Source organism: Polymorphospora sp. NPDC050346, assembly GCF_040655695.1.
Classification (GTDB): domain Bacteria; phylum Actinomycetota; class Actinomycetes; order Mycobacteriales; family Micromonosporaceae; genus Polymorphospora; species Polymorphospora lycopeni.
Map to the genome: position 1 here is coordinate 164,717 of NZ_JBFAKM010000009.1, position 21,080 is coordinate 185,796.

The 21,080-nt window shown below is 71.1% G+C and carries 17 protein-coding genes; 11 read left to right on the top strand and 6 right to left on the bottom strand.

Features of this window, described 5'->3' with window-relative positions:
• Positions 1 to 3: 3 nt before the first annotated feature.
• The 4 genes from AB0I42_RS12285 to AB0I42_RS12300 all read right to left on the bottom strand — a co-directional run bounded on the left by AB0I42_RS12285 (position 4) and on the right by AB0I42_RS12300 (position 3,622).
• Complete coding sequence (locus tag AB0I42_RS12285; protein ID WP_357536679.1) at positions 4 to 627, bottom strand: DAK2 domain-containing protein; 624 nt, start codon at positions 625 to 627, stop codon at positions 4 to 6.
• 8 nt (positions 628 to 635) lie between these two features.
• Positions 636 to 1,628 (bottom strand): dihydroxyacetone kinase subunit DhaK, encoded by a 993-nt coding sequence (locus tag AB0I42_RS12290; RefSeq protein WP_357536680.1) that lies wholly within the window; start codon positions 1,626 to 1,628, stop codon positions 636 to 638.
• Positions 1,629 to 1,649: 21 nt separating this feature from the next.
• On the bottom strand, positions 1,650 to 2,654 hold the full coding sequence (locus AB0I42_RS12295; protein WP_357536682.1) for a LacI family DNA-binding transcriptional regulator: 1,005 nt from the start codon (positions 2,652 to 2,654) through the stop codon (positions 1,650 to 1,652).
• 68 nt (positions 2,655 to 2,722) lie between these two features.
• Positions 2,723 to 3,622 (bottom strand): dihydrodipicolinate synthase family protein, encoded by a 900-nt coding sequence (locus tag AB0I42_RS12300; RefSeq protein WP_357513023.1) that lies wholly within the window; start codon positions 3,620 to 3,622, stop codon positions 2,723 to 2,725.
• A gap of 202 nt (positions 3,623 to 3,824) precedes the next feature.
• Here AB0I42_RS12300 and AB0I42_RS12305 point away from each other — a divergent pair, with 202 nt between their 5' ends.
• The 6 genes from AB0I42_RS12305 to AB0I42_RS12330 all read left to right on the top strand — a co-directional run bounded on the left by AB0I42_RS12305 (position 3,825) and on the right by AB0I42_RS12330 (position 13,203).
• A complete protein-coding gene (locus AB0I42_RS12305) occupies positions 3,825 to 5,195 on the top strand; it encodes a sugar ABC transporter substrate-binding protein (protein ID WP_357536684.1) in 1,371 nt (456 codons plus the stop codon).
• Between the two features lie 18 nt (positions 5,196 to 5,213).
• Entirely contained in the window at positions 5,214 to 6,125 is a 912-nt protein-coding gene (locus tag AB0I42_RS12310) for a sugar ABC transporter permease (protein WP_357536686.1), read from the top strand.
• On the top strand, positions 6,122 to 7,039 hold the full coding sequence (locus AB0I42_RS12315) for a carbohydrate ABC transporter permease (protein ID WP_357536688.1): 918 nt from the start codon (positions 6,122 to 6,124) through the stop codon (positions 7,037 to 7,039). Before AB0I42_RS12310 ends, AB0I42_RS12315 begins: the two co-directional genes overlap by 4 nt.
• Before the next feature lie 3 nt (positions 7,040 to 7,042).
• Positions 7,043 to 8,428, top strand: coding sequence for an FAD-dependent oxidoreductase (locus AB0I42_RS12320; RefSeq protein ID WP_357536690.1), 1,386 nt, complete (start codon positions 7,043 to 7,045; stop codon positions 8,426 to 8,428).
• An 89-nt stretch (positions 8,429 to 8,517) separates the two neighbouring features.
• Positions 8,518 to 9,957 carry a DUF234 domain-containing protein gene (locus AB0I42_RS12325; RefSeq protein WP_357536692.1) on the top strand — a complete coding sequence of 480 codons (1,440 nt, stop codon included), beginning with the start codon at positions 8,518 to 8,520 and terminating at the stop codon, positions 9,955 to 9,957.
• Positions 9,958 to 10,203: 246 nt separating this feature from the next.
• A complete protein-coding gene (locus tag AB0I42_RS12330) occupies positions 10,204 to 13,203 on the top strand; it encodes a glycine--tRNA ligase (protein WP_357536812.1) in 3,000 nt (999 codons plus the stop codon).
• 139 nt (positions 13,204 to 13,342) lie between these two features.
• Here the strand turns inward: AB0I42_RS12330 and AB0I42_RS12335 are convergent, their stop codons facing one another.
• Positions 13,343 to 13,915 carry a TetR/AcrR family transcriptional regulator gene (locus AB0I42_RS12335; protein ID WP_357536694.1) on the bottom strand — a complete coding sequence of 191 codons (573 nt, stop codon included), beginning with the start codon at positions 13,913 to 13,915 and terminating at the stop codon, positions 13,343 to 13,345.
• 96 nt (positions 13,916 to 14,011) lie between these two features.
• Here AB0I42_RS12335 and AB0I42_RS12340 point away from each other — a divergent pair, with 96 nt between their 5' ends.
• Complete coding sequence (locus tag AB0I42_RS12340; protein WP_357536696.1) at positions 14,012 to 15,541, top strand: MFS transporter; 1,530 nt, start codon at positions 14,012 to 14,014, stop codon at positions 15,539 to 15,541.
• Between the two features lie 33 nt (positions 15,542 to 15,574).
• Positions 15,575 to 16,504 carry a GNAT family N-acetyltransferase gene (locus AB0I42_RS12345; protein ID WP_357536698.1) on the top strand — a complete coding sequence of 310 codons (930 nt, stop codon included), beginning with the start codon at positions 15,575 to 15,577 and terminating at the stop codon, positions 16,502 to 16,504.
• Here the strand turns inward: AB0I42_RS12345 and AB0I42_RS12350 are convergent.
• On the bottom strand, positions 16,482 to 17,450 hold the full coding sequence (locus tag AB0I42_RS12350) for a peptidoglycan DD-metalloendopeptidase family protein (protein WP_357536700.1): 969 nt from the start codon (positions 17,448 to 17,450) through the stop codon (positions 16,482 to 16,484). The two genes, AB0I42_RS12345 and AB0I42_RS12350, sit on opposite strands and share 23 nt — an antisense overlap.
• A 146-nt stretch (positions 17,451 to 17,596) precedes the next feature.
• Here AB0I42_RS12350 and AB0I42_RS12355 point away from each other — a divergent pair, with 146 nt between their 5' ends.
• Genes AB0I42_RS12355 through AB0I42_RS12365 form a run of 3 tightly spaced genes read left to right on the top strand, consistent with a single transcriptional unit; the run spans position 17,597 to position 21,071 of the window.
• On the top strand, positions 17,597 to 18,151 hold the full coding sequence (locus AB0I42_RS12355) for a PadR family transcriptional regulator (protein WP_357536701.1): 555 nt from the start codon (positions 17,597 to 17,599) through the stop codon (positions 18,149 to 18,151).
• Positions 18,148 to 18,804 (top strand): ABC transporter ATP-binding protein, encoded by a 657-nt coding sequence (locus AB0I42_RS12360; RefSeq protein ID WP_357536703.1) that lies wholly within the window; start codon positions 18,148 to 18,150, stop codon positions 18,802 to 18,804. Before AB0I42_RS12355 ends, AB0I42_RS12360 begins: the two co-directional genes overlap by 4 nt.
• Complete coding sequence (locus tag AB0I42_RS12365) at positions 18,801 to 21,071, top strand: FtsX-like permease family protein (RefSeq protein ID WP_357536705.1); 2,271 nt, start codon at positions 18,801 to 18,803, stop codon at positions 21,069 to 21,071. Before AB0I42_RS12360 ends, AB0I42_RS12365 begins: the two co-directional genes overlap by 4 nt.
• Positions 21,072 to 21,080: the final 9 nt, after the last annotated feature.

The window sequence follows — 21,080 nt, forward strand, 5'->3', positions numbered from 1 at the left end:
CGGTCAGCCGTCGAGGTGGGCGGGGTCGGTGAGCCGGTCGCGGGCGGCCGGGTCGCGGTGCACGGCGAGCGCCCAGAAGAGCAGGGCGATCCCCATCGCCCCGGCGTCCGGGGTGCCGAGCACCCGTTCGCCGACGTAGCTGGCGCGGCCCATCCGGGCCCGCAGGTCGGCGGTGGCCCGGGCGTTGGCGAGTGCGGCGGTGGCGGTCGCGGTCCAGTCGACCGGGCCGGTCGCGTCGTTGAGGCCGTCGATGGTCGGGGCGAGGCAGTCGACCATGGTGCGGTCGCCGACCTTCGCCTCGCCGACCCGCTGGATGGCGGCGAGGCCACCGGCGAGGCCGGCGACGAGCGCGGCGTCCTCGTCGCCCTGCTTCGCCAGTTCGGCGGCGGTCTCGCGCAGCAGGAGCCCGATCAGGGGTCCGCTGGTGCCGCCGACCTCGTCGAGGAACCAGGTGGCGGCCACGTCGAACTCGGTGGCGAGGTCGGCGCCGGCCGGCAGCCGGGACACCACGCCGCGCAGGCCGTCGCGGAGGTTGTCGCCGAAGTCGCCGTCGCCGGCGACCTGGTCGATCCGGGTCAGTTCGGCGTGGGCGGCCTCGGCCGCGTCGAGGTAGGTCTTCATCAGCATTGGCGGTCTCACTTCCTGAGGACGGCGGTCCACGCGGGCGCGTGCCACAGTCCGGCCCAGCCGTCGTCGAGCATGGTGACGGTGATCGAGAAGCCCTTCATGTCCAGCGCGGGCGACCAGGTGCCGACGAGGCTGCCGGCGAGGCTGATGCCCCGGTCGGCGAGGTTGTCGGCGGTGCGCGCGAAGACGTTGTAGAGCTCGATGCCGGTGGTGCCGCCGAGGCCGTTGACCAGGACGATCGCCGAGTCGCCGGCCGGGGTCCTGGCGAGTACGTCGGCGACCATCCGGTCGACGAGTTCCTCCAGCGGGGGGCGGGGGATGCTGCGCTGGGCGCGTTCGCCGTGGATGCCGACGCCGTACTCGATCTGTCCGGGGTCGAGGACGAAGCCGGGTTCGCCGGTGACGTGCGAGGTGTGGGCGACGGACGCGACGGCGACGCTGCGCGAGCGGGCGGTCACGGCGCGGCCGAGTTCGGTGAGGCCGTCGAGGTCGAGGCCCTGGTCGGCGGCGGCGCCGAGAATCTTCTCGACGATCACGGTGGCGCCGGTCCCTCGGCGGCCGGTCGCGGTCTGCTCGCTCTCGGTGGCGACGTCGTCGTCGACGAGTACGCGTTCGACCCGGATGCCGTCGTGGCGCAGCCGCTCGGCGGCGATGCCGAAGTTGATCCGGTCGCCGGTGTAGTTCTTGACCACGTGCAGTACGCCGTCGGGTCCGGCGACCGCCCGGCTGGCCTCGTAGATCTGCCGGTTGTGCGGCGAGGCGAAGACCTTGCCCGGTACGGCGGCGTCGAGCATGCCGGCGCCGACGAGCCCGATGTGCATGGGTTCGTGGCCGGAGCCGCCGCCGGAGACGATCCCGACCCGGCGGCGCGGGTCGCGGTTGACCGCCTTGACGTACACCGGGTTCTGGTTGAGTTCGACGATGTCGGCGTGGTCGCGGGCGAATCCGAGCAGGGCCCGGTCGACGTAGTCGGCCCCGGACGAGAAGAAGGCTTCGGCCATGTCGTGGTCTCTCGATTCGGTTCAGCGGGTGCTGGGCGGGGCCAGCGAGTCCCGCATGATCATCGTTGCCGGCAGTACGACGTCACCGAGGCCGCGTTCGCCGTCGAGCTGGCGCAGCAGCAGGTCGGCGGCGGCCCGGCCCATCTCGTACGCGGGCTGGTCGATCGCGCTGATCGGCGGGTCGACGAGCGGGAAGAGGTTCATGTCGTCGAAGGCCAGGATGCTGATGTCGGTGGGGATGCGCAGTTTGGCCTCCCGGATCGCCTTGAGCGCGCCGACGGTGACGAGGTTGTTGAAGCAGAACACCGCGGTCGGCCGGGGGTCGAGTTCGAGCAGGTCGTTCATCGCCTTGTAGCCGCCGGCCTCGCCGAGGTGGCCGTGCCGGATGAGTTCGTCGGGCAGGGCGGTCCCGGCCGCCTTGTAGGCGAGCCGGAATCCGGAGAGCCGCTGGCAGGCGGTGTCGAAGTCGCGCGGCCCGGAGATCATCGCGATCCGGGTGTGCCCCATCTCGAAGAGCTGGCTGATCGCGCCGCGGGTCACCTTGCGGTTGTCGGTGCGTACGAGTGGCGCCTTGATGCCCCGGGGCCGCCGGTCGACGAGGACCAGCGGGCCCCGGGTGGCACCGAGTGCGGTGGTGAATCCCTCGTCGGTGCCGACCGTGGTGGCGGCGAGGCCGGCGAGGGTGCCGTCCTGGAACGAGGTGAGCAGGTGGCGCTCACGCTCCGGGTTGAGGTGTGAGCTGGCGATGACGCAGTGGTAGCGCGCCTCCGCGGCCCGGTCCTCCAGCCCCTGCGCGACCTGTGCGTAGAACGGGTTCGTGATGTCCGGTACGAACAGGCCGAGCAGGTTGGACCGGCCGCGGGACAGGGCACGTGCCGCGGCGCTGGGGACGTAGTCCAGCCGGAGGGCGGCGGCCCTGACCTTGGCCTTGGTCGCCGCTGTCACCGAGGCTTCGTCCCGCAGTGCGCGCGTCACGGTCGCGGTCGACACGCCGGCCAGTTTGGCCACGTCCCGGATTCCTGCCACCAGACGACTCCTTGTTCCAGGCCGAGGGATGTCCACCAGAGGTACAGCCTTCGGCGTCGGTGAGTCAATCACGCGGTGATCGCGCCGGCCTCCACGAGGGCGGCCCGGATCACCGCCTCCTCCTGCTCGCTGACCGGGGTGAGCGGGTGGGCGCCGAGCCCGCCGGTGCGGCCCTGGAGCTTCAGCGCGGTCTTGATGCGTACGGTCATGTTGGAACCGTCGATCGCGCGCCACACCGGCAGCAGCTTGTTGTGGATCTCCAGGGCGGTCTTGTGGTCGCCCTTCTGGACGGCGTCCCACTGGTCGACGCAGAGCTGCGGCACGACGGTGAGGGTGGCGCTGATGGCCCCGCCGGCGCCGAGCAGGTAGGCCGGGTAGAGCAGGTCGTCGACGGCGGTGAAGACGACGCCCTCGGTGGGGGCGGCCTTGAGCAGGTCGGCGAGCTGGTGGATGTTGCCGCCGGACTGCTTGACGCCGACGACGCCGGGGATCTCCTGGATGGCCCGGTAGACGGTGGTCGCCGGGATCAGCGCGTACGGAATCACGTTGTAGATCAGGACCGGCAGGCCGGTGGCGTCGCAGATCCGCCGGTAGTAGTCGAGGGTGGTCTCCTCGTCCGGCTGGAAGAGGTAGTGCACGGGGGTGACCTGGAGGGCGTCGACGCCGACCTCCTTGAGCGCGAGCCCGTAGCGGATGACCTCGGCGGTCGAGTCGCGGATGATGCCGGCGATCACCGGTACGGCGCCCTTGACCTCCTCGACCGCGATCTTGGCGACGGTTACGGACTGTTCAAGAGAGAGCATCTGTCCATCGCCGGTCGAGCCGGTGACGCACAGCCCGTGCACGCCCACCGCGAGGTGGAAGCGGATCTCCGCACGCAGGGCTTCGGTGTCGATGTTCTCCTCCGCGTCGAACGGAGTCACGAGCGGCGGAATGATTCCCGCGAACTCGGGTGCTGCTGAAGCCATGTGACGACCTCTCTCGACAGGGCTCGATGTTACCGGTTACAACTACGATCGAATATTTCGCATCACTTGGCGGATGTCAACCGTGGATTTGCGCTGCATGACAGGCTTGTTTCGAGCCTGCTCTTGACAGGTACGCGACGGCCACGTGATCGTGTAACCGATAACACAGACCACACACCGCACCGCTACCAGAGGACGAACCATGATCCGCAACCACCCCAGAGCGAGGCTCGCAGTCACCGCCGCCGCGGTGGCCGGGACCGTCGCGCTGCTCGCCGCGTGCAGCCCGCCCGGCGCCGGAACGGGCAGTTCGGCCGGCCGCGCGGACGACGGCGGACCCATCAATCTGACCTTCTGGACCAACCTCACGGTGAGTACTCAGGCCGGGGCGATCCAGCAGCAGGCCGAGCAGTGCGCCACCCAGCAGCAGGACGTCAGCGTGACGTTCGAGGCCGTCCCGTTCGACAGCATGTACCCGAAGATGGTGACCGCGTTCAAGGCGGGCAACGGCCCCGACATCATGAACACCATCGAGGGTGGTGTCGCCGCCGCCGAGGCCGGCGGCTTCATCGTCCCCGTCGACGACGTCATCGACAGCCACGGCAAGGACGACTTCATCCCGTCCTTCCTGCACGCGGTCGGCAAGGACGACCAGACCTGGGCGGTGCCGGACTGGGCCCTGCACCAGGAGGTCTGGTACCGCAAGGACCTCTTCCAGGCCAAGGGCATCGAGATCCCGAAGTCGTGGCCCGAACTGCTGGCCGCCGCCAAGCAGCTCGACGACCCGGCGAACGGCGTACGCGGCTTCGCCGTACCGATGGGTTCGGCACTGGTCGCCCCGCAGACCTACTACCAGTTCCTGTACGCCAACGGCGTACACACCTTCGACCCGCAGACCGGCGAATACGCGCTCGACCGCGACCCGGCGAAGGCGATCGAGGCCACCCAGTTCATGCTCAACCTCTACAAGGCGGCGTCCCCGCCGGAGTCGCGCACCTGGTCGTGGAACGACTTCCGGACCGGATACGCGCAGGGCAAGCTCGCCATGGTGCTCGACTTCGGTGCCGTCGTCGGCCTGGCCGCCGAGCAGAACCCGAGCATGATCGACAACATGGGCGTCTTCCCGCTGCCCGGCCCGACCGCGGAAACCAAGCCGCAGGGCTCGATCGGCGGCGGCTACTTCTTCATGGTCGGCAAGAGCAACGAACGGCGCGAGAAGGCCGCGAAGACCCTGGTCGAATGCATGATGCAGCCCGACCTGGCCGCCGCCCGCACCAACACCCGGCCGGTGTTCGCGCTGCCGGCGACCAACAGCGCCGCGGAGTCCGCCACCTACACCGACAACGAGACCGTGCAGCGTTTCGCCCCGGAGATCCAGACCATCCGAGAGAACATCCTGCCCGAGTGGTACCGCTACGGGATGGAGGCCGGTCTCAACCAGCTCGCCGGCCAGATCGAGGCGACCACGTTCGTCGGTGACCAGCTCCAGTCGGCCGCGGCCGGCAGCATCACCGCGGAGCAGGCCTTCAACAACATCAACGCCGAGATGAAGCGTCTCGCCAAAGTCAGCTGATTGGTTCCCCTGATGGCAATGACGCAACCTGCCTTCCTGTCCCGGACCCTGACCGGACGGCAGCAGCGCGCGGGCATGGCGTTCGCCGTGCCCGCGGCACTGCTCTTCGCGATAATCCTGGCGTACCCGATCTTCGAGAGTTTCCGTACGTCGCTGTTCTCCATCGACCTGCTGACCGGCGACGCCTCCTACGTGGGGCTGGACAACTACACGGCACTGGGCAGTGACCGCAACCTGCTGTCGACCATCGGCAACACCCTGCTGTGGACGGTGGTGTCACTGGCCGGCCAGCTCATTCTCGGGCTGATCGCGGCGCTGCTCATCGACACCAACTGGCGCGGCATGCGCTGGATCCGGCAGCTGCTGCTGATCCCATACGTCGTACCGGTCATCGCGACCGCCCTGGTCTGGCAGTGGATGCTCGACGGCCACTACGGAATCATCAGCAGCAACCTGCAATCGTGGGGATTCCTGCCGGCCGGCGCCACCCCGCTCGGCCTGGAGGGAACGGCGCTGTTCACCGTCATCCTGGTGAACATCTGGCGTGGCTTCCCCTTCGCGATGCTCGTCTACTGGGCCCGGATGCAGAGCATCGACAAGGCGCAGTACGAGGCGGCCCGGGTCGACGGCGCCGGCGCCTGGCGCGAGTTCGTCCACATCACCCTGCCCAACCTGAAGTCGGCGACCATCGCGCTACTGGCCCTGCGCGGCATCTGGACGCTGATGTACTTCGAGCTGGTCTGGCTGCTCAGCCGCGGCGGGCCGGCCGGGTCGAGCGAGGTTCTCTCCACCTACATCTACAAGGTCGTGATGGGTGAGTTCCGGATCGGCTACGCCGCCGCCATCGCCTCGGCCGTCGGGCTCTTCCTCGCCGCGGTCGGCGTGGCCGGCTGGCTCCTGGTGCGGACCCGGGGAAGGCGGTCCAAGTGAGCGTGACAAGCAAAGCCAAGCGGCCCCCCACGGCGCGGGCCGACGGCGGGCCGACCCGCACCCCGGCGAAGGCACCGCCGAAAACGTCGGGGAAGAAGGTCGCCGCGGTCATCGGCCGGATCGTCGCCCTGGCACTGATCGTGTTCTTCGCGGTGGGGCCGATCCTGTGGATGGCGCTGAGTTCGTTCCGGCCCGCCGACGAACTCTTCCAGTCCGACCCGTCGCTGATCCCGTCCCGGCTGACCGGTGACTGGTACCGGGAGGTCTTCGAGGGCAGCGAGGCGGTGCGCTGGTTCGTCAACAGCTTCATCGTCGCCGTCGTCACCACGCTCGTCTCGGTGACCGTCGGCACCACCGCCGGATACGCGGTCAGCCGCTTCGAGTTCCCCGGCCGCAAGGTGCTGCTCGCCTGCCTGAGCGTGTCGTACCTCTTCCCGGCGATCCTGCTGCTGGTGCCGCTCTACCTGGCACTGTCGGCGCTCGGGCTGGTCGGTGGCCTCTTCGGCATCATCATCGCCCACCTGACCATCACCCTGCCGCTGACCACCTGGCTGATGAAGTCGTTCGTCGAGGCCGTACCGAAGGAACTGGAGGAAGCCGCCTGGGTCGACGGCCTCGGCTACTTCCGCTCCTTCCTCACGGTCACCCTGCCGCTGCTGCGGACCGGGCTGGCGACGACCGCCATGTTCTCCTTCATCCTCTCCTGGGACGAATACCTCTTCGCCAGTGTCATCGCACAGGGCCAGAACGTCACCGCACCGGTGGCGATGGCCGGTTTCGTCACCTCGTTCGACATCCGCTGGGGCGCGATCATGGCCCTGAGCACCCTGGTAACCATCCCCGTCGTCGGGCTCTTCTTCGTGCTCCAGCGCTACTACGAAAAGGGTCTGACCGCGGGCAGCGTGAAAGGCTGACGCGTGTCGCGTACCGAAAACCCCGTACTCACCCCTCAGGTGCTCGTCGTCGGCGCCGGATCGGCCGGCACCGCCGCCGCGATCGCGGCGGCGGAGACCGGGGCCGACACCCTGCTGGTCGAGGCCAGCGGCCACGTCGGCGGTACGCTCGCCCGCCAGCTGCTGGAGCACAGCGCCGGCTTCCACGACGCCACCGGTAACCAGGTCACCGGCGGCGTCGGCCAGCGCATCGTCACCCTGCTCCAGGAGTACGGCGGCTCGCCCGGCCACATCCCGGACGACGTGTCGTACACGGCGACCCGCACCCCGGTGAACCACTCCGAACTCTCCATGTGCGAGGCCGTGCTGCTCCGCCGGGCCGGCGTACGCCTGCTGCTCAACACCGTCGTCGTCGACGTGGAGACCGCCGCCGGGACCGGCGGGAACGACGACGGCGGGACCGGCACCACGGTCACCGCCGTCGTCGCCGAGATCCCCGGGCGGGGGCGCACCATCATCCGCCCGGGGATCGTCGTGGACTGCTCCGGCGACGCGGTCGTCTTCGCCCTCGCCGGCGCGTCTTTCCAGACCGACCGGGCCGACGCGACCCAGCCCGGGTCGCTGCTGCTCAAGCTCGGCGGCGTCGACTACGAGCCGCTGCTGAAGTACGCCGCCGACAACCCCGACGACCTGCGGCCGGGCAGCCGGATCGGGGACGCCGTCGACGACCACGCCAACCTGTGGGGCTTCGGGAAGCTGCTGGCGAAGGGGCACGCCGACGGCCGCCTGTCGTGGCGGCGTACCGAGATGCACCTGGCCGCCTGGCCGAGCCGCGGCGAGGCGGTGCTCAACCTGACCCGCACACCGGTCGAGCCCGGGTCGAGCAACGGCGACGCCTACCTCAAGCTCGCCCAGCAGGTCATGGAGACGGTGGCCTGGTTCCGCGAGTACGTGCCCGGCGGCCGGCTCGCCTACCTGGCCGAGGTCGCCGACCGGGTCGGGGTACGCGAGTCCCGCCGGATCACGGGCCTCGTCACGCTCACCGAGGACGACGTGAAGCAGGGGCGCCGGTCGGCGCAGAGTGTCGGGCAGGGAGCCTTCCCGATCGACGTACACGACGCCAACGCGCCCGGCCTGTCGCACACCGACGGGCTGGCGTCCGCCTACGACATCCCGTACGGCATCCTCGTCGGCGCCGAACACGACAACCTGCTCGCCGCCGGCCGGTGTGTCTCCAGTACGCACGAGGCGAACGGCTCGGCCCGGATCACCGCCACCTGTTTCGCCACCGGTGAGGCGGCGGGTACGGCGGCGGCGCTGGCGGTGCGGGAGGGGGTCAGCCCGCGACTGCTGGACGTCGGGGAGTTGCAGGCCCGGCTGCGCCAGCGGGGCGTGATCGGCGCCCGCTGAATCAGGTCGTGGCCCGCCCCGGAACCGGGGCGGGCCACGCTCACATCCGAGTTACTATCATCAGAGATAGTATCCTGAACGATAGTAACGTGGGTGATATCTTGACCGCCTTCGTCGGCCGCGACGCCGAACTCGCGCTCCTCTCGACCGAATTGGGCCGGGTCCTGCCCGGCACCGACCGGCCGGGACGCTGCCTGCTGATCCGTGGGCGCCGCCGGGTCGGCAAGTCCCGGCTGGTGGAGAAGTTCGTCGAAGACACGGCCGTCGCCGACTTCTTCTTCACCGCCGCGGGCTCGTCTCCCGGCGAGGAGATCCGGCGGTTCTGCGCCGACGCCGCCGAGTCGACGCTGCCGGACCGCGAACTGCTGGCGACGGCGAACCCGCGCGACTGGGACGCCGCCTTCCGGCTTCTGGCGACCACGCTGCCCGACGAGGCACCGAGCGTCGTGGTGATCGACGAGGTCCCGTACCTGATGGACTCCGAGCGGGTCTTCGAAGGGCTGTTGCAACGGGCCTGGGACCGACAACTCTCCCGCAAGCCGGTGCTGCTGATCCTGATCGGCTCGGACCTGTCGATGATGGAAGCGCTGAACGACTACCGCCGCCCGTTCCACCAGCGGGGTCGCGAAATGGTCGTCGGGCCGCTCAACCCGGCGGACCTGGCCGTGATGATGAACCTGCCGGCCGCCGAGGCCATCGATGCCGCCCTGGTGACCGGTGGGCTTCCGCTGATCTGCACCGAGTGGCCGCCCGGCACCGACCTGTGGGACTTCCTCGCCGCCGCGACGGCCGACCCGACCTCGGCGCTGATCGTCTCCGCCGAACGGTCACTGGCCGCCGAGTTCCCGTCCCAGGTCCAGGCCCGCACCGTCCTGTCCGCCATCGGGTCCGGCGAGCGTACGTTCGGCAACATCGCCCGCGCCTCCGGTGAACTCGCCGCCACCTCGCTGCAGCGGTCGCTGTCGGCCCTCACCGACAAGCGGCTCGTCGTCGGCGAACTACCCCTGTCGACCGCCCCGTCGAAGGAACGGCGTTACCGGATCACCGACCCCTACCTGCGGTTCTGGCTCCGGTTCATCGCCCCGAACATGCCGGAGATCGAACGCGGCCGCGGTGACCTGACGCTCGAACGGATCCGCCGCGGCTGGACCAGTTGGCGTGGCCGGGCCGTCGAACCACTGATCCGCGACGCGCTCGCCCGGATCCTGCCGGACGGCCAACTGCCCGTGGCCGGGACCATCGGCGGCTACTGGACCCGCACCAACGACGTCGAGATCGACATCGTCGGCGCCGACCGTGGTCCGGTCGCCCGCGAACTGCTCTTCGTGGGATCGATCAAATGGCTCGACCGCGACACGTTCGACGTACGCGACCTCACCGCGCTGCAACGCCAGCGGGACCGGCTGACCAGCGAACCACTCCCCCTCGTGGCGGTCTCCCGCGGCGGCGTGTCCTGCCCCGGCGTCGACGCGTCGTACGGCCCCGAGCAACTGATCGCCGCCTGGCGCCCCACCGGCAGCGCCCGCTAACTCCGGCTCTGGCGGGCACGAGCCGGCCGATCCGGTACGTGACGACCTTGCGCACCTCCCAGGCGTGGGCCACGAGGCCCACCCCACCTCGCGCTGTGCGGGGCTACCGAGGCCTTCCCAGGTCTCATCCCGGACGAGCCGGCGGAACTGCCGGCAGCCAGCCAGAAACCTGGTGGTCGGGTGGGAAGTAGAGTCGCCTGCGGACGTACGACGATCGCCGGGGAGGTGCGACCGCCTCCCGACCGGATGGAGTTACCCGACGTGTTGACGATGCAGGATGCGCTGGCCCGACTCGCCGCCTACTGGGGCGAGCAGGGTTGCCTGACGGTCCAGCCGATGAACACCGAGGTGGGAGCGGGCACGCTCAACCCGGCGACGTTCCTGCGGGTGCTCGGTCCGGAGCCGTGGCGGGTCGCGTACGTCGAGCCGTCGGTGCGCCCCGACGACGCCCGGTACGGCGAGAACCCGAACCGCATCCAGACGCACACCCAGTTCCAGGTGATCCTGAAGCCGGAGCCGGGCAACAGCCAGGAGTTGTACCTGGGCAGCCTGGCGGCGCTCGGCATCGACGTCGCCGCGCACGACGTACGGTTCGTCGAGGACAACTGGGCGTCGCCGGCCCTGGGCGCCTGGGGGCTGGGCTGGGAGGTCTGGCTCGACGGGCTGGAGATCACCCAGTTCACGTACTTCCAGCAGGCGGGCGGGATCAACCTCGACCCGCCGGCGGTGGAGATCACGTACGGGATCGAGCGCATCCTGATGGCGCTTCAGGGGGTGCGGCACTTCAAGGAGATCGCCTACACCGACACCGTCTCGTACGGGGAACTGTTCGGGCAGGGCGAGTACGAGATGTCGCGCTACTACCTCGACGACGCGGACATCGCGGCGAACCGCAGCCTGTTGCAGCTCTACGCGTCCGAGGCACAGCGGATGATCGACGCCGGGCTGCCGGTGCCGGCGCACACGTACGTGCTGAAGTGTTCGCACGCGTTCAACGTGCTCGACGCGCGGGGTGCGGTGTCGACGGCGGAGCGGGCGACCGAGTTCGCCCGGATGCGCAAGTTGGCCGGTGACGTGGCGCGGTTGTGGATGGAGCGCCGGGCCGAGCTGGATCATCCGTTGGGGGTCTGCGCGCCGGTCGCCGTACCGGAGGCTGTTGATGTCGACCTTGTGCCGCGTGGGCCGGAGCCGCGCGCGTTCGTCTGCGAGGTCGGCACCGAGGAGATGCCGCCGGCCGAGGGGCGGGCCGCCGCCGGCCAGCTGGCGCAGGAGCTGACGGCGCGGCTGGCGAACACCCGGCTGGCGCACGGCCGCATCACGGTGCGGGCGACGCCGCGCCGGCTGGTCGCCCTGGTCGACGGGGTAGCGGCCCGTGAGGAGGACCAGGACCGGGTCGTGAAGGGGCCGAAGGTGGCGGCGGCGTTCGACGCGGCCGGCGAGCCGACCCCGGCGGTGCGGGGGTTCGCGCGGGCGCAGGGGGTCGAGGTCGCCGACCTGGTACGGCAACAGGTCGGCAACGCCGAGCACATGGTGTTGGTGCGGCGTGAGATCGGGCGGGGTGCGCCCGAGGTGCTGGCCGGTGTCGTCGAGGGCGCGGTCGGGGCGCTGCGGTCGGGCCGGAACATGCGGTGGAACGATCCGAAGCTGGCGTTCACCCGGCCGATCCGGTGGCTGCTGGCGTTGTGGGGCGACCAGGTGGTGCCGGCCCGGGTGTCGGCGCTGGTCGCCGACCGGCGGACCCGGGTGTTGCGGACGGCGCCCGCCCCGGAGGTCGCCGTCGAATCGGCGGAGTCCTATGTGGAGACTGTGGAGGCCGCCGGGATCGTGCTCGACCACGCGGACCGGCGGGCCCGGATCATCGAAGGGTCGCGGACGCTGGCCGACGGGGTGGGCGGTCATGTCGACGTCGACGGTGAGCGCGGGCTGATCGAGCAGGTCGCGTTCCTGGTGGAGCAGCCGGCGCCGCTGCTCGGCAGGTTCGACGACAGCTACCTGTCGCTGCCGGAGGCGGTGCTGGCGACGGTGATGCGCAAGCACCAGCGTTACCTGCCGATCCGGGGTGCCGACGGCCGGCTGCTGCCGTACTTCGTCGCGGTCGCGAACGGGCCGGTCGACGCCGACCTGGTTCGGGCCGGGAACGAGGCGGTGCTGCGGGCGCGGTACGAGGACGCGCTGTTCTTCTACCGCACCGACCGGGAGACGCCGCTCGCGCAGATGCGGGCGAAGCTGGCCCGGTTGACGTTCACCGACCGGCTCGGCTCGGTCGCGGAGCGGGCGGACCGGATCGGCACGCTGGCCCGCCGGCTCGCGGACGGGGTCGGGCTGGACGGGCCGGACCGGGCGGTGCTGGAGCGGGCCGCGGCGCTGGTCAAGTTCGACCTGGGCAGCCAGTTGGTGACGGAGATGACCAGTCTCGCGGGGACGATGGCCCGGGACTACGCGGCGCATGCCGGGGAGCCGGCGGCGGTCGCCGAGGCGTTGTTCGAGGCGGAGCGGCCGCGCAACACCGAGGACGCGCTGCCGCGTGGCGACGCGGGTGAGCTGCTGTCGGTCGCGGACCGGCTCGACCTGCTGACCGGGCTGGCGGCGACGGTGGGGCTGCCGACCGGGAGCAGTGACCAGTTCGCGCTGCGCCGGGCCGCGCTCGGGCTGCTCGGGGTGTTCCGGCGGCGGCCGGTGCTGGCGCCGGTGTCGCTGCGTAAGGCGTTGCGGCTGGCGGCCGACCTGCAGCCGGTGCCGGTCTCCGACGAGGTGTTGGAGGCCGTCGCCGAGTTCGTCACCCGCCGGTTCGAGCAGCAGCTCACCGAGGAGGAGCAGCCGGTCGACCGGATCCGGGCGGTGCTGCCGCACGCCGACCGGCCGCACTTCTTGGACCGGACGCTGGCGCAGCTCGACAAGCTGGTCGACCAGGCCGGGTTCCAGCAGCTCACCGAGGCGTTGCAGCGGGCGCGGCGGATCGTGCCGGCCGGCACGCCGGCGCAGTACGACCCGGGGGTGCTGGTCGAGCCGGCGGAGGTCGCCCTGCACGACGCGCTGGTGTGGGCGCGGGCCGGACTCGGCGACGCGCCGGATCTGGACCGGTTCGTCGAGGCGACCGGTGGGATCGTACGGCCGGTGAACACGTTCTTCGACGACGTGTTCGTGATGGTCGACGACGAGCGGCTGCGGCAGGCCCGGCTGGGTCTGCTGGCGTCGGTCGCCGATCTGGGCGCGCCGGTGCTGGCCTGGGAGCACCTGCGGATGTGACCCGCCGCCCGGGTGCCCGGGCTGCGCGCTAACCCGGCGCCCGGGTGTGCCGCTGATCAAGGACAAAGCGTGCCTGCTGTGCCACGGTTTGTCGCGCAACTACTCCTTGATCAACCCCGGGGGCCGGGGCCGAGGCCGGTCAGGTTGTCCGACCGGCCACCGTGCGCAGGGCTACGGCCAGGTCGCGGCCGGTTGGTGCGTTGTCGGGGTCGATGAGCCACTGCAGCACCATGCCGTTGATCATCGTCATGGCGAGTGAGCCGACGGTCCGCGCCTGCTCCTCGGTGACCTCGGTCGGGTCGACCAGCAGCAGCAGGGCCGCCATGTCGCGGCGGGCGACCTTGAAGGTTTCCGCGACCTGCTCGCGGACCTCGGCCGCGTGCAACGCGACGGCGAGCGCCTGGGCGCTGCCCGCCGCCACCGTCCGGTCGGCGTGGACCGCGGCGACGATGCCGTCGAGGAACGCTTCCAACCGGTCCACCGGTTCCCCGTCGCCGACCACCTCCACAGTGAGGCTGATCGCGTCGCCCCACTCGTCGAACGTGGCCAGGATCGCCGCGTTGAGCAGGGCTTCCTTCGAGCCGAAGTGGTAGCCGATCGAGGCGAGGTTGGTGCCGGATTCGGCGACCAGGTCCCGGGCGGTGATCTGCCCGAAGCTCTTCTCCTTGACCAGGCGCTTCGCGCCGGCGAGAAGGTCCTCCCGATGTCCCATCGCGCCATCCTACGCCAAGATTTATACGCTCGTTCTAGACGGACGTATTAGACACTGTACTAGACGTATGTATAAGACGCTCGTATAGTTCCGGGCATGACTGACCACACCGCCAAGGCGGGTGGGCGGGAATGGGTGGGCCTCGCCGTGCTCGTCCTGCCCGCCCTGCTCGCCTCGATGGACCTCTCCGTGCTCTTCATGGCCACGCCCTGGATCAGCGCCGACCTGCAACCCAGCGGCACCCAACTGCTCTGGGTGATGGATGTCTACGGCTTCCTGATGGCCGGTCTGCTGCTGACCATGGGCTCGCTCGGCGACCGCATCGGCCGGCGGAAACTCCTGCTGATCGGTGCCGTCGCCTTCGGCGCGGCCTCCCTGCTCGCCGCGTACGCGAACAGCACCGAACTGCTCATCGCCGCCCGCGCCCTGCTCGGCATCGGCGGCGCCACCCTCGCCCCGTCGACGCTGGCCCTGATCCGCAACATGTTCCACGACCCTGACCAGCGCCGCGCCGCGATCGGCATCTGGACCGGCGCGTTCACCGGCGGCGTCGCGCTCGGCCCGATCATCGGCGGGCTGCTGCTCGAACACTTCTGGTGGGGATCGGTCTTCCTGATCAACGTGCCGGTGATGGTGCTGCTGCTGATCCTGGCCCCGATCCTGCTGCCCGAGCACCGGGACCCGGCCGGTGGCCGCTTCGACCTGCTCAGCGCGCTGCTGTCGATAGCGGCCGTACTGCCGGTCATCTACGGGATCAAGGAGCTGGCCGAGGCCGGCCTGCACTGGCCGGCGGTGCTGGCGATCGTGGTCGGGCTCGCGGTCGGGGTGCTGTTCGTCCGCCGCCAGTCGACCATGGCCGACCCGCTGATCGACGTCGGCCTCTTCCGCAACGGGGCGTTCAGCGCCGCCATCGGCGCGTACGCGATCATGGTTTTCGCCAGCGCGGGCACCGGCTACCTCGCCGTGCAGTACATGCAGGTCGTGCTCGGGCTCCGGCCCTTCACCGCCGCCCTGTGGATGCTTCCGACCGTGGCCGGGACCATGGTCGGCATCGCGCTGGCCACCGCGCTGGTCCGGGTCGTCCGGCCCGCGCTCGTGGCGGGTGCCGGCCTCGCCGTCGCCGGCTGCGGATTCCTGCTGGTCAATCGGATCGACGTCGACTCGTCCGAGATCGTGGTCATCGCCGGCTACACCGTGCTGACGCTCGGGATCGGGATGGTCGCCCCGCTCGCCATCGACCTGATCGTCTCCACGGCCCCACCGTCCCGGGCCGGCACCGCGGCGGCGCTCGGCGAGACCGGTGCCGAGTTCGGCGGCGCCCTCGGCATCGCCGTCCTGGGCAGTGTCGCCATCGTCGCCTACCGGGACGGGATCGGTGATTCACTGCCCGCCGGGGTACCGGCCGAGGCCGCCGACGCCGCGACCGGCACCCTCGGCGGTGCGGTCGCCGCCGCTGGCGCGCTCCCGGCGGAACTCGCCGGCCCGCTGATGCAGGCGGCGAACGTCGCGTTCACCGACGGCTTCAAGCTGGCCGCGGTCGTGGGCGCCGCCCTGCTGTTCACCACCGCCGTCGTGGTCGGCATCCGGCTGCGACGGGTACGTCTGGACCAACCGGTATCGCATTGAGCCGACGGCCGGCAGCCGGCTATAAAACGGGGCGTGACAGCGACCGACCTGCGGATGCGCGGCTACCGCGATGCCGACCTGCCCCGCCTGACGGACACCTTCGCCGGCTGGATCGCGCAGGCCGGAAGCTGCGGGTACGACCACGTCGGCGAGGTGCCGCACCGGATATACGAGAACCTGCGCGGCCGTCCCATCGGCGAACTCGTGCAACTGTGGGAGCGGGACGGTGAGATCGTCGGGTTGGCCGTCAACGGCCGATTCGGCAACGCCTTCGACGTCTTCACCGCCCCCGGCCAGCGCGGTGGTGGGGCGGAGCTGACGATGCTGCGGTCGGCGGCCGACACGACCGCCGGTCAGACCGACGAGGGGGCGGTCCTGACCGACGTCTTCGATTGCGACACGACCAGGATCGAACTGCTGGAACGGCTCGGATTCGCCCGCTTCCGCACCTGGGACCACGTCAACGAGCGTGATCTGCGCGAAGCCGTCGAGGAGTCCCGGCTCCCCGACGGCTTCGCCGTACGACCCGCGCGGTTGGTCGACGCCGACCAGCTCGCGGCCGTCCGGAACCACTCGTTCGGCACCTCCTGGATCGGTGACCTCTACCGGTCGGCGGTGATGACCAAACCGGGCTACGACCCGGCGCACGAGATCGTGGTCGAGGCGCCGGACGGCCGGATCGCCGCGTTCGCCGTCTGCTGGCTCGACCGGCGCAACCGGATCGGCCACTTCGAGCCGGTCGGCACGCACCGCGACTTCCAGCGGCGCGGGCTGGCCGGGGCGGCGATGCGGCACGCGATGCGGTGGATGGCGGGACTCGGCATGACCCGGGTGAGCGTCAACCACGACGCCGAGAACGTGGCCGCCCGCCGGCTCTACGCGTCGCTCGGCTTTCACAAGCGCCACGAGACGTACGGCTACCGGCGGGCGATCGACACCGTCAGACCAGCACGCTCCAGGTGAGCGGGCCGACCTGGCCGTCGGCGACCAGCCCGTTCGCGCTCTGGAAGGCGCGGGCCGCGGCGGCGGTGACCGCGCCGAACCCACCGTCGACCAGGAGCGAGGCGCCCCGGGCGTTCAGCGCCGTCTGGGCGGCCCGGACGACGTCGCCGGAGCTGCCCTGCTGCACCGGAAGGATCAGCGCGGTCCAGGTGATCGGCCCGACGAGCCCGTCGGCGTAGAGGCCGCGTCCACTCTGGAACGTACGGACCGCCGACGCGGTGCCCGGCCCGAAGTAGCCGTCGACGACGACGGAGACGCCCCGCCCGCGCAGCAGGTACTGGATGGTCCGCTGGACCCAGCCGGTGCCGCCGGACACCGAGGGCCAGCCGGTGCTGCCGAGCGGGGCGGTCGAGCCGAGACTGATCCCCCGGTTGGCCAGGAACACCCGGGGGTCGGTCGAGGTGAGCCGGGGGCGGTGGATCTCGAAGTGCAGGTGCGGACCGGTGGAGTTGCCGGTGGTGCCCATCAGCCCGATCAACTGCCCGCAGCTGATCTGCTGTCCGGGGCTGACCAGGACCCGGTGCAGGTGTCCGTAGTAGGTGAAGTAGCTGTCGACGTGGTTGAGGTGGACGCTGTTGCCGGTGCGGCCGGGCAGCGGGCCACTGGTCTGGTCACCGGGGTAGGAGCCGGTGCGGATGTCGCGGACGGTGCCGGCGGCGGCCGCGTAGACCGGGGTGCCCTGGGCGGCGGCGACGTCCCAGCCGAGGTGGCCGGGCCGGCTCGGGGTCTTGTACCCGGAGGTCAGCGTGCCGCGGGTCGGGTTGGTCCAGGTGCTTGGGCCGGCCGCGACGGCCGCGCCGGGTAGTCCGAGCGTGCCGGCGCCGATCCCGGCGCCGAGAGCCACGAACAGGGTACGGCGACTCGCCGCCACGTCACCCAGCCGGCGCGATCGACTCTGATCGTTCATCCGTTCGGTCCTCCAGCGTCCGTACGCCCCGACATCCGGGGTTGATCACCGTGGCGATTGATCGTAGATGATCGATGCTCCATCGGGAAGGCCGGCAAGTAGCAACCCGATTGCTAATTAGCAACCGGGTTGCTACGGTCTCCGCCATGTCGGTCTCCCGCACCCTGCTCGGCCTGCTCGAGCCGAAAGCACAGCACGGCTACACACTGCGCCGCCGCTACGACGGCTGGTTCGGGTCGTCCCGCCCCCTGAAGTCGGCCCAGGTCTACGCCACCCTGCAACGACTCGACCGCGACGGCCTGATCGAACTGGCGGGAGTGACCGCCGGCGAAGGCCCCGACCGCCGGATGTACGCCATCACCGACGCCGGAGTGTCCGAACTGGAGCGGTGGCTCGAGGAGCCCGAGGTGCCCGACGTGACGGCCACCCGCCGGGTGCTGTTCTCGAAAATGGTCATCGCACTGTCCAGCGGCCGGTCCGCGAACCAACTGCTGGACCGCCAGCGGCAGGCCCACCTCGCCCGGATGCGCGACATGCGGGCGCAGCGCCAGCGCGGCGACCTGATCACCCAACTCGACGCCGACTTCGAGATGTACCACCTCGACGCCGACCTCAAATGGATCGACGGCGCCCAGGCCCGCCTGGACCGGCTCGCCACCCTGCTCGGCGAGACCGGCGATCCGGCGGAGGGACAGCCGTGACCCTGACCGCCCGCGAGGTCGGCATCCGGTTCGGGGCGACCGACGCGCTACGGGGCGCGGACATCGAGATCGGCGAAGGGGAACTCGTCGCGGTGATGGGTCCGTCCGGCTCCGGCAAGTCCACGCTGCTGCACGTGCTCGCCGGCATCCTGCGCCCCGACCGGGGCGAGATCCGGCTCGGCGACCGGCGCATCGACAACCTCGCCGACGGTGCCCGCAGCGCCCTGCGCCTGACCTCGTTCGGGTTCGTCCTCCAGTTCGGCGACCTGGTTCCGGAACTGTCGCTGCGGGAGAACGTGGAGCTGCCGCTGCGGCTGCTCAAGGTACGCCGGTCGGATACCCGGGCCCGGGCCGCCGCACTGCTGCGCGAACTGGAGGTCGAGGAGTTCGCCGACCGCCGCCCCGGCGAGGTTTCCGGCGGCCAGGCCCAGCGGGCCGCGGTCGCCCGCGCCCTGGTGCACCGCCCGGCCATCGTCTTCGCCGACGAGCCGACCGGGGCACTGGACAGCGTCGCCGGCGAACTGGTGCTCGACGCGCTCACCGGGCTGGCCCGCCAGCAGGGCAGCGCGGTGGTGATGGTGACCCACGAGGCGCGGGTCGCCGCGTACGCCGACCGGACCGTCTTCCTACGCGACGGGCGGGTCGCCGCATGAGCCGCTGGCTGTGGCTGGGCCTGCGGCTGTCGGTCGGCTCGGGCCGCGCCGGCATGCTGCGTACGGTGCTGATGGCCAGTGGCGCGGCGATCGGGGTGTTCACCGTGCTGGCCGGTCTGGCCGGCGCCACGGTCGCCGTCAGCCAGCAGGAGCGGACCGGGGCGCGCACGCCGGTGCGGGTGGAGAACGGCCCCGGCCAGCTACGGATGATCGAGATCGAGGACGGGATCGGCACCCGGGTGCTGCGCCGTACGGCGCTCACCGGCGCGACCGTCGACAGTCCCCGCCCACCGGGCGTCGACGCCTATCCCGGTCCCGGCGAGGTGGTGCTCTCCCCCGCGCTGGCCGACCTGATCCGGGTCGACGAACGCGCCGCCGACCGCTTCCCGCAGCGGGTCGTGGGGGTCATCGGACCGGCCGGCCTGGTCGCGCCGGACGAGCTACGCGCCTACGTGGGCGTACCGGCGGGCGATCCGATGCTCGACGGTGACGAGCCGTTCTTCCGGGACAGTGTCGTGGTCAGCTTCGGCGCCCCACCGACCTTCGCCCGCGGTTCGGCGTACGGCACCGGCGCCGACGTGTTCACGCCGGGACGGTGGCTGGCGGCCGCGTTCGCGCTGTTCGTGCTGGTGCCGTTCGGCGCGTTCCTGGCCACCTGTGCCCGCCTGTCGGCCACCACCCGCGACCGCCGCATCGCCGCGCTGCGGCTGCTCGGGGTCTCGGCCCGGCAGGCGACGCTGGTCAACGTCGTGGAGACCGGTGTGGTCGCCGCCGGTGGCGCCCTGCTCGGCGCGGCGGTGTTCGCGGTCCTGGCCCCGCTGTCGCAGGGCTGGCGGATCGGCCGCCTGCACTGGTATGTCGCCGACATCGCGTTGCCGGCGGGCTGGATCGCCGCGGTGCTCGCCGGAACCGTGCTCTTCGCGGTCCTGGTCGGGGTGCTCGCCGCCCGGCCGGCCAGGTCGAGGCCGCTTTCGGTACGCCGTGGCGGGTCGGCGCGACGGCCGGGCTGGTGGCGGTCGCTGCCACTGGTGTGCGGGCTCGGCGCGGTCGTGTTCGCCGCCACGGACGCCGCCCCACTGACCCCGAGCGGCCGCGGCATGGTCTTCATAGTCGGGCTGCTGGTCACCGGCCTGGCGCTGCCACTCGTGCTCCCGTTGCTCGCGTACTGGCTGGCCGTCGCGGTCGGCCGTATCCCGAACGCGCCGGTCTGGCTCGGGTTGGCCGCGGCCCGGGTACGGCACACTCCCGGCGTGGCACCCCGGCTGGTCGCCTCGCTGGCGGTGACGCTCTTCGTCATCGGGATGGGGTCGCTCGGAGCGGCGCTGTTCACCAACGACCGTGACCTGCGCAACGACCGACTCAGCCCGCTCTACCAGGTCATCAGCAACGATCCGGGCGTCGTGGACGTACTGCGTGCGGTGCCCGGCACGACGCTCATCGAGTACGGCTCCACGCAGGTGACGTTTGACGACCGACCGGCCTCGGTGATGATCGCCGACTGCGCCGACGTCACCGCCATGCACACCCTCGGCGCGGGCCAGACGTGCGTGGATGGCGAGACGTACCAACTGCTCAGTCCCGGCGCCGCGCCACTTCGACCGGATGCCGAGGTGACGTCCGAGAACGGCATTCGCATCCCAGTGCCGCGGCACGCCCTGGAACTGACCAGCCGCTACGGCGTCGGCTACGGCGACGTACTGCTGGTCACTCGACAGGCGCCGATCGCCGCCGACCTCGCGGTCAGGTGGGACATTCCGTGGCTCTTCGCGCCCGACCGGGATGCCTTCGATCGGGCGGCCCGGGTTTTCGTGGCGCAGGCGCCGGCGGGCATCCTCAACGGGGACCTCGGCGTCCACCGTGGAATCGACAGCGACCTGCTCTTCACGCTCCTGGTCGCCGGGTTGAGCATCAGCCTCGTGCTCGGCATGGGATCGTTCGCGGCGGCCGCCGTCGACCGGGCCGTCGAGCGCCGCCGCGACAACGCGACCCTGGCCGTCGTCGGCGTCCGGCCGGCCGTCATCGCCGGTGGCGAGACCGGGTTCGGCGGACTGCCGCTGGTGGTCGGGGTCGGCGCCGCCGCTGCCGCCACGATCGTCGTCGGGGCCAGCCTCGCCGCCGTCCTCGACACCCCGACGGCCGCGGTCTTCGGCCGGATCGCCCCGATCCTGTTGTTGGGGGCCGGGGCGACCGTTGTCGGGCTGATCCTGATCGCCGTACCGGCGTGGTTCACCCAACGCATCACCGCCGAACAGTTGCGACGGCCGTGACCGGGTCGC